Consider the following 384-nt stretch of genomic DNA (forward strand, 5'->3'; position numbering starts at 1 on the left):
AAAGCGAACGCGAAAAAAGTTTTGATAAGGGCAAGCCGTTCAGAGATTTACAGAAGAAGAATGAACAGCTTGAAACTTATCTTGGTTTAGTTTTTGATTCTTTGGATTCGCATGGAATTAATCCTGTTCCGTTCATTAAGACTGTCTACACGTTGGATGATTTAATGCGTGATTGCGATAGGATTGCGAAGGAGTGGCTTGAGTCATTCCAGGCGACGTGGGAACCTAAGGCGAAGCCTCAAAAGGGTTCTGATCGCTCTATTGCCTAGAGCGACGACCCCGAAGGTCCGGGGTCTAGCATTGGGGTTTCGACCTCCATGCTAAAGGCTAAATCAGTATTAAAAAGATAGCTCAAACTGCTTCGCTTCATGAGCAGATAATTAG

Annotated in this window: 1 protein-coding gene; it reads left to right on the forward strand. The window is 44.0% G+C overall.

Translation table 11 applies throughout. From position 1 onward, the window contains the following. Positions 1-269 (forward strand): hypothetical protein (locus KP705_RS19020; RefSeq protein WP_215765438.1); only part of this gene is annotated, 269 nt, incomplete at its 5' end. Between the last annotated feature and the right edge of the window lie 115 nt (positions 270-384).

Source organism: Gluconobacter sp. P1D12_c, from assembly GCF_018812105.1.
GTDB classification, from domain to species: domain Bacteria; phylum Pseudomonadota; class Alphaproteobacteria; order Acetobacterales; family Acetobacteraceae; genus Gluconobacter; species Gluconobacter oxydans_A.